The 8,050-nt window shown below is 39.9% G+C and carries 7 protein-coding genes and 1 tRNA gene; 2 read left to right on the forward strand and 6 right to left on the reverse strand.

Annotated elements, in window-relative coordinates; genetic code table 11:
• Positions 1-82 precede the first annotated feature (82 nt).
• Positions 83-565, forward strand: coding sequence for a zinc ribbon-containing protein (locus tag A6E06_RS11160; RefSeq protein ID WP_065592151.1), 483 nt, complete (start codon positions 83-85; stop codon positions 563-565).
• A gap of 74 nt (positions 566-639) precedes the next feature.
• Here A6E06_RS11160 and lnt read toward each other — a convergent pair whose 3' ends face one another.
• The 5 genes from lnt to miaB form a co-directional block, all read right to left on the reverse strand.
• Positions 640-2,145, reverse strand: coding sequence for an apolipoprotein N-acyltransferase (gene lnt / locus A6E06_RS11165; protein ID WP_065592152.1), 1,506 nt, complete (start codon positions 2,143-2,145; stop codon positions 640-642).
• Positions 2,146-2,255: 110 nt separating this feature from the next.
• Positions 2,256-3,131 (reverse strand): CNNM family magnesium/cobalt transport protein CorC, encoded by an 876-nt coding sequence (gene corC / locus A6E06_RS11170; RefSeq protein WP_060993520.1) that lies wholly within the window; start codon positions 3,129-3,131, stop codon positions 2,256-2,258.
• Positions 3,132-3,200: 69 nt separating this feature from the next.
• Positions 3,201-3,662: an rRNA maturation RNase YbeY gene (gene ybeY / locus A6E06_RS11175; RefSeq protein ID WP_065592153.1), complete on the reverse strand. Its 462-nt coding sequence runs from the start codon at positions 3,660-3,662 to the stop codon at positions 3,201-3,203.
• 21 nt (positions 3,663-3,683) lie between these two features.
• Entirely contained in the window at positions 3,684-4,754 is a 1,071-nt protein-coding gene (locus A6E06_RS11180) for a PhoH family protein (RefSeq protein ID WP_065592154.1), read from the reverse strand.
• A 144-nt stretch (positions 4,755-4,898) separates the two neighbouring features.
• Positions 4,899-6,323, reverse strand: a complete 1,425-nt coding sequence (miaB, locus tag A6E06_RS11185; RefSeq protein WP_065592155.1) for a tRNA (N6-isopentenyl adenosine(37)-C2)-methylthiotransferase MiaB — start codon at positions 6,321-6,323, stop codon at positions 4,899-4,901.
• A gap of 218 nt (positions 6,324-6,541) precedes the next feature.
• Between miaB and A6E06_RS11190 the strand changes: the two genes are divergently transcribed.
• The gene (locus tag A6E06_RS11190) at positions 6,542-7,696 is read left to right on the forward strand and encodes a 2-octaprenyl-3-methyl-6-methoxy-1,4-benzoquinol hydroxylase (RefSeq protein WP_176703478.1); all 1,155 of its coding nucleotides are present in this window, start codon (positions 6,542-6,544) and stop codon (positions 7,694-7,696) included.
• Positions 7,697-7,919: 223 nt separating this feature from the next.
• On the opposite strand, the gene A6E06_RS11195 is transcribed toward A6E06_RS11190, so the two are convergent.
• Positions 7,920-7,994 (reverse strand) — tRNA-Gln (locus tag A6E06_RS11195).
• Positions 7,995-8,050: the final 56 nt, after the last annotated feature.

Consider the following 8,050-nt stretch of genomic DNA (forward strand, 5'->3'; position numbering starts at 1 on the left):
TGGAGCGCTTATACTCAAGCGACCTGATAACCTTTAACTCACTCTTCGCTATATAAATCTAGCGAATTCTTGGAGGTGACTTATGTCTAAGCAAAAAACAGGTTATAACGCTGTCTTTGAGCGTGTGATGAATGTATTGGAAAGAAGCCCTGAAGAATTTCAGCATTGGGCTAAATCATCAGAAGAGGTGGTAGATGCCGCTTCTGATATGACCAAAGATGAATTGGAATTGATCTCCAGTTATGTCAGAAGAGATATCAAGGAATTTGCACAGAGTTATGAGGAGAGTAAAACCACCTTTCCTGATTCCCCTTTTTATCGATTAATAGCCGATTCTATTTGGCATGGTTTACTTGAGATTACAGATAAGACACAAGTTGAATGGAAAGAAGTCTTCGATGATTTAGAGCATCAAGGTGTTTATCAAGCCGGTGAAGTGGTTGGTTTGGGTATTCTAGTTTGTGAGAAGTGTGGTCATCGAGAACAATTTAACCATGCTCAAATCATTCAACCCTGTACTCATTGTGACAATGAAGAATTTACACGACAGTCATTAAAGCCATAATGTTAATATGAGATGATTGAATAGATAGCAGAAAGGTCTGAATATCGTAATGATATACAGACCATTTAGTGTCGTTATCGACGTTTACGCCAAGCAATAACTAACGATAGCATGGCAAGGAAGTATAATGGCCACGTTCCCCAATAACGATAAGGCGTTGTTCCTGTCGTAGGGATAACTTCACCGCGTAATACCGCTGTTGTAAATTGTGGTATTTGCTCGGTAATATTACCTCTATAATCAGTAATCGCTGTTACACCATTGTTTGTTGAGCGAATAACAGGTTTACCCGTTTCTAAGGCTCTCATTTGAGCCATTTCCATATGCTGTAGTGGCCCAATCGAAGTGCCAAACCAAGCATCATTAGAAAGCGTTAAAATGTAATCCGTTTGTTCGGTAATATTTGCTCTAACTTGTTCGCCATAGACTATTTCATAGCATAGTGCTGGAGCTAAGTGTGTACCACTGGCCTCGATATTAGGCTGGATGTAATCCCCACGACTAAATGATGACATTGGTAGATTAAAGATAGGGGCTATCGGGCGTAATATATTTTCAAAAGGTACAAATTCCCCAAATGGGAGTAGGTGATGTTTACTGTATCTCGGTTGATCTTGATAGTCGTAACCTTTGGTTCCATTTACACCAAGTGAAATAATATTGTTATAGAAGTTCCCGGTTGGACTTTGGCCAACAACACCAGTAATAACTGTGCTGTTATTCATTGTGGCGGCGCTATCAAGGTTGCGTAAAAAGCTTGGGATCTCAATCTCTAACGCAGGGATTGCCGCTTCTGGCCATACAATTAAATCCGCATCCCAATTTTTACGTGTTAAATCCATGTATTTCATGATGGTTGGCCAACGTTCTCTTGGCAGCCATTTAATTGCTTGATTAACATTTCCTTGGATTAGAGCGACTTTGGTTGCTTTGTCTGGTTGCGGTGTAACCCAATCAAATGGCTTGATAGCAAAAGAAGTGGCAATAATGACCGCTGGGATCAGAAGTAAACTCCATTTTTTCTCCAGAAGGCTGTATATCATTGCTCCCACAGAAATCAGGATCATTAGCGTAATGCCTTCTACGCCGAATATGGCTCCCCAAGGAGAAAGAGGGCTATCAATTTGACTGTATCCTAGCCATAACCATGGGAACCCGGTAAATACCCAGCCACGTAGCCAATCAGTGACAAGCCAAAGAGCAGGCGCTGCTAATAAGTATTTCGTAAGTTTATGCTTGCTAAAAAATCTCTGTAAAAGAAATGAAAATAGCATCGGATATAACGCAAGATAACTGATTAGTCCGATCATTAAAAAGAGACTAGCAGCGACTGGCATACCACCAAAGTTGTCGATACTGACATGAACCCAACTTACACCTGCGCCAAAATAGCCTAAGCCCCAAGAGAAGCCTAACCAAGTCGCTCGTTTTGTTGTTTGTTGGTGCAATAATAAAAATAAGCAAAGTGGAGAGATAAAAGCAAAAGGCCATAAAGAATAGGGAGCAAAAGCCAATGTGGCAGCTGCACCAGAGATAATGGCAATAAGAAGGCGAATAAGGTAATGATTCAAAAATGGCATGGAAGGTCTCAAACAAATAATGAAAGAACAGTTATGTGATATCAGTCGTTGTAATTAGTCTTCAAAAGTCTGATAAAGTTCAGCCGCTTATTGCTAAGCGGCTGAGAATATTACTCTTCTTCGTGTTTCTTTTCTGATTCTTTTTCAGGAATCGTCACTTGAAGTTGTATGATGCGACGGTTATCGGCAGCGGTGACTTTAAAAGTAAAGCCTGATATTTCGATAGTTTCGCCACTTTCAGGTAAATGCCCAAAACTGGTTAATACTAAACCGCCAACGGTATCAATCTCTTCGTCACTGAAGTGTGTTGAAAAAGCGTCATTAAAGTCATCGATTTCAGTTAAGGCTTTCACAGCAAAAGTGTGTTTGCTTAACTGACGGATGTCTTTTTCTTCTTCGTCATCAAACTCATCTTCAATATCCCCAACAATTTCTTCAAGGATATCTTCAATGGTAACTAAACCAGAAACCCCACCAAACTCATCGACTACGATGGCCATGTGATAACGCTCTTCTCTAAACTCTTTTAAAAGTTTATCAACACGTTTGCTTTCTGGTACTACAACAGCAGGTCGAATAACTTGTTCGATCTCAAAGGCTTCACAATCTGAGCCTAAGTATCTTAGTAAGTCCTTCGCAAGGAGTATTCCTTCAACATGGTCTTTATCCTCACTGATCACAGGGTAGCGTGAGTGTGACGCTTCTATGATTGTTGCTATCAGTGATTCTAGATCTTGTGTTTTCTCTACAGTGACCATCTGAGAGCGCGGTAACATGATGTCTCGAACTCTCATTTCAGATATTTCCATTACACCTTCGAGCATGTCTCGGGTGTCGTGGTCAATAACTTCATTCTCCTCAGAGTCTCTAAATACATCTACCAATTCTTGGCGATCTTTAGGTTCCCCTTGGAATAGTTGGGAAAGGCGTCCTAAGAAGGACTTTCTACTCGGACCTTCTGTATTCTGTGAATTTTCGTCGTTCATGGCTTCTTTAAAAGTAGTTGCTATCAATGTGGATAGCTCACATAAGTAACTATTGGATTATTCCAACAATTATTTCTCAGCGAGATACGGGTCTTCAAAGCCCATTTCTTGCATTAATTCTGTTTCGAGTGATTCCATCTCTTCAGCTTCTTCATCCTCGATATGGTCATAACCTAGCAGATGAAGACTGCCATGTACAACCATATGCGCCCAATGTGCTAATAAAGGCTTGTTTTGCTCAACAGCTTCTTTTTCAACAACTTGGCGACAGATGATTAAATCACCTAATAAATCGATTTCAATTTCAGGTGGCGCTTCAAATGGAAAAGACAATACATTGGTTGGTTTATCCATACCACGGTATTGGTGGTTTAACTCATGACTTTCTTTTTCATCTACAATTCGGATTGTTAGCTCTGCTTGTGGTTGAAATTGAGGAAGCACTGCATTTAGCCAAGATATAATATCTTTTTCAGAAGGCAGGTCTTTTTCATTTTCACATGCAATTTGTAGATCGAGTTCAATGCTCATGGTTCACCTAAATTTATCGTACTAGTTATTTTCAGAGTCAATTAAACGTGCTTCACGTTCTTGTTTACGACGCTGTTCCTCTAGTTTACGCTCTTTTTGATCATTTGCTTCCCATTTTTCATAGGCATTTACGATACGGGCGACAACAGGGTGTCGAACGACATCATCGGCGATAAAAAAATTGAAACTTATTTCATCCACATCTGATAATACTTCAGTCGCATGACGTAAACCGGACTTAGCCCCGCGAGGTAAATCTATTTGGGTAATATCCCCCGTGATCACTGCTCGAGAATTAAAACCAATACGAGTGAGGAACATTTTCATCTGCTCTACAGTGGTGTTTTGGCTTTCATCTAAAATAATAAAAGCATCATTTAATGTACGCCCACGCATATAGGCCAATGGGGCAACTTCAATAACATTGCGTTCAATCAGCTTTTCAACACGCTCAAAACCAAGCATTTCAAAAAGAGCATCGTAAAGAGGGCGCAGGTAAGGATCGACCTTCTGACTTAGATCACCAGGTAAAAAACCCAATTTTTCGCCAGCTTCAACTGCTGGGCGAGTAAGAAGTATACGACGAACCTCTTGGCGTTCAAGCGCGTCTACGGCTGCTGCAACGGCTAAATAGGTTTTACCAGTACCTGCAGGGCCAATACCAAACGTAATATCATGAGTGACCATATTGGTTACGTACTGTGCTTGGTTTTCTGTTCGTGGTTTTATTAGGCCTTTCTTGGTCTTAATAAAAATTTCTTTGCCATGAGGGATAGTAGAGACGTCTTCTTTTTCTAATTCTAGTATGCCCGATTCTTTTACGGCTAAGTGGATTTGTTCAGGTTCAATATCAGGGTACTGACCCTTAACAGGGGCGGTGTCAACATAAAGGTCTCTTAAAATATCAACCGCAGCGGAAACAGTATGAGGTTTTCCCACAACAGTAAAAAGATTGCCGCGATAGTTTACTTCTACACCTAAACGACGCTCAAGATGCTTTATGTTGTCATCAAATGGACCACAAAGGCTAGATAGGCGTCGATTATCTGCTGGTTCTAAGGTCAACTCTAATTTAGTTGTTTTAATGCTCAATGTTGCCTCTCAGAATGTTAACTATGGGATATATCTATTATTTATTGGGTAAAGAGTGAATTTTCTCAAGACCAAATAAGAAAAAAGATGATCAAGAAACCTTAATCATCTTTTTTAGTGTTTGATTTTATTGAGGAGATCACATTATGGCGTAAAAGTACCTACACCAAGGTCATCTTCACGGCGTGTCTTCTCTATCATTTCTGAAGGAGAAACAGCAACACGTAATCCCATGTCTTTTTCAGTACGAACTAACGTACCACGTAAAGAGTTCGTAAATGATTCTGTAATATGAAGATCAACAAATTGTCCAATCAGTTCAGGGCTACCAGTAAAGTTAACAACACGGTTGTTTTCTGTACGGGCACGAAGTTCCATTGGGTTACGTTTTGATGGACCTTCAACCAATGCGCGAAGCTCTGTATCTAGCATTTGACGAGAGAAACGTGCTGATTGGAAGTTAATTTGCTGTTGAAGCTCAGCTAAACGGTCTTTTTTCGTTTGCTCTGGAATATCACATGGATAATCAGCCGCAGGCGTACCAGGACGAGGAGAAAAGACAAAGCTGTAGCTCATATCAAAATCTACGTCTTTAATTAGCTTCATTGTGTCTTGGAAGTCTTTTTCTGACTCGCCAGGGAAAGCAACGATGAAATCCGAGCTGATTAAAATATCAGGACGAGCTTTACGCAGCTTACGGATGATTGATTTGTACTCAATAGCAGTATGAGGACGTTTCATCATCGTTAGGATTCGGTCTGAACCACTTTGAACGGGTAGATGCAAGAAGCTTACTAATTCAGGTGTATCTTCGTAAACAGCAACAATATCATCACCAAATTCTAGTGGGTGACTCGTTGTGAAACGTAAACGGTCAATACCATCAATAGAAGCAACCATGCGTAGTAAATCAGCAAATGAACAGATATCACCATCGTACATTGGACCACGATACGCATTAACGTTCTGGCCTAATAGATTAACTTCACGTACACCTTGTTCAGCAAGTTGAGCAATTTCAAATAGCACATCGTCTAACGGACGGCTAACTTCTTCACCGCGAGTATAAGGAACAACGCAGTAAGTACAGTATTTTGAACAACCTTCCATGATAGAAACGAATGCAGATACGCCATCCGCTTTCGGTTCTGGAAGGTTATCGAATTTTTCGATCTCTGGGAATGAAATATCCATAACGGTTTTTTCATTAGAAAGCGATTGTTTGATCATTTGTGGCAAACGGTGAAGTGTTTGAGGGCCGAAAATTACATCAACGTAAGGCGCTCGTTGGCGAATATGATCACCTTCTTGAGTCGCAACACAACCACCCACACCAATAACTAAGTCTGGTTTTTTATCTTTTAAATGTTTCCAGCGTCCCAATTGGTGAAACACTTTCTCTTGTGCTTTCTCACGAATTGAACAGGTATTTAATAACAGAACATCCGCTTCTTTTGGATCTTCAGTTAATTCATAACCATTTGCGGCACCTAAAAGATCGGCCATTTTAGATGAATCGTATTCGTTCATCTGGCAGCCCCAGGTTTTAATTAGCAGTTTCTTAGTCATGTAACTTTTTCACTCGTATTTTATTACTAGAATTCGGTACAGTTTTGAGAGACAGGCTCAATCAAAACGGATAGGGCGCGTATTGTACTGCTTTCCACGCTTAATGACTAGATGTAGACACCCTTGAATATTTTAAGGGTATTATTTGAATGATTTAGATTAAGAGTGAATCACGATAGAATAAGAGAAATTATTGACTCATATAAGGTCTATGGATGATGAAAGAATATGATTATACGATCGTTGGTGGTGGAATGGTGGGAGCCGCTACTGCCATTGGTTTATCGAAATTAGGATATCAAGTTGCTGTCATTGAGCATAAAGCGCCAGCCTCTTTTGATGATAGCCAACCAATGGATATTCGTGTTTCTGCTATTTCTCAATCTTCCGTTGATCTGCTTGAAGCCTTGGGTGCTTGGCAATACATCAAAGAAATGCGTGTATGCCCTTATAAGCGCTTAGAAACATGGGAGCAGCCTGAATGTCGAACTCGTTTTCATTCTGATGCCTTAGATATGGAACAACTGGGCTTTATCGTTGAAAACCGCCTTATTCAATTAGGGTTATGGCAAATGTTTTCTACTTATGAAAACCTAACCGTTATTACTCCTGCAAAAATTGCTGAGCTTGAATTTTTTACTGACCACAATGTACTGACATTGGAAAATGGCGATAAAATTAAAACAAAATGGGTTATTGGTGCTGATGGTGCTAATTCTTATGTTCGTCAGAAAGCAAAAATAGGGATCACTGCTTGGGATTATCGTCAGCATTGCATGTTGGTCAATATAGAGACCGCTGAAGCTCAACAAGATATTACCTGGCAGTGGTTTACGCCTTCTGGTCCTCGATCATTTCTTCCTCTACATGGAAACAAAGGCTCTTTAGTTTGGTATGACTCACCTTCACGTATTAAACAGCTTTCTTCTATGAGTTCTATTCAGTTAGAAAAAGAAATTAAAGCGTATTTTCCACAGGAGTTGGGAGAATTTACCGTTGAACAATCAGGTTCATTTCCTTTAACGCGTCGACACGCTCAAAAATACGTCGATCATCGTTGTGTTTTATTAGGGGATGCGGCTCATACCATTAATCCTTTAGCAGGACAGGGCGTAAATTTGGGTTTTAAAGACGTAAAAGTGTTGTTGGAAGAAATTGAAGCTAAAGGGTCTGAGACTGATAAAGCCTTATTGTCTTATCAATCCAAACGGAAAATAGATAACTTAGCCATGCAAAGCAGTATGGATTTGTTTTACACCTTATTTAGCAACGCTTTACCACCGATTAAATTTTTACGTAATGTCGGTTTAAAACTTGCTGATTCATCTGGTGCATTGAAAACACAAGCATTGAAATATGCGTTGGGTTTATAGAAATAATTCTAGGGACTAGAGCTTAGGGACGAGTAAAAGCGAATCTACAGAAAGTAAGGTGATCATTTGGTCACCTTTTTTATTGCGTTAAAACCATTGAATTGGTTCATTAATACGATTTAGCTTTAGAAGCAGAAGCAGAAGCAAGGAAAAGAGCGATCTTTAAGAAGAATGTACAGACGAAAAAAAAGCCCATCAAATTAATGATGAGCTTTCTTAAAAGTGGTTGGGATACCTGGATTTGAACCAGGGAATGCCGGCATCAAAAGCCGGTGCCTTACCGCTTGGCGATATCCCAACAGAGAAGATTAGGTTAGTAGTTAAACTAAAATAATACATCTTTAAATATGGTGC

It is taken from the genome of Aliivibrio sp. 1S175 (genome assembly GCF_001690985.1).
In the GTDB taxonomy this organism is placed as follows: Bacteria; Pseudomonadota; Gammaproteobacteria; order Enterobacterales; family Vibrionaceae; genus Aliivibrio.

What these genes read in the sequence shown, in the direction of transcription:
- corC (WP_060993520.1), bottom strand. Translation starts at nt 3,131, where the DNA reads ATGAACGACGAAAATTCACAGAATACAGAAGGTCCGAGTAGAAAGTCC.
- ybeY (WP_065592153.1), bottom strand. Translation starts at nt 3,662, where the DNA reads ATGAGCATTGAACTCGATCTACAAATTGCATGTGAAAATGAAAAAGAC.
- lnt (WP_065592152.1), bottom strand. Translation starts at nt 2,145, where the DNA reads ATGCCATTTTTGAATCATTACCTTATTCGCCTTCTTATTGCCATTATC.
- A6E06_RS11160 (WP_065592151.1), top strand. Translation starts at nt 83, where the DNA reads ATGTCTAAGCAAAAAACAGGTTATAACGCTGTCTTTGAGCGTGTGATG.
- A6E06_RS11190 (WP_176703478.1), top strand. Translation starts at nt 6,542, where the DNA reads ATGAAAGAATATGATTATACGATCGTTGGTGGTGGAATGGTGGGAGCC.
- miaB (WP_065592155.1), bottom strand. Translation starts at nt 6,323, where the DNA reads ATGACTAAGAAACTGCTAATTAAAACCTGGGGCTGCCAGATGAACGAA.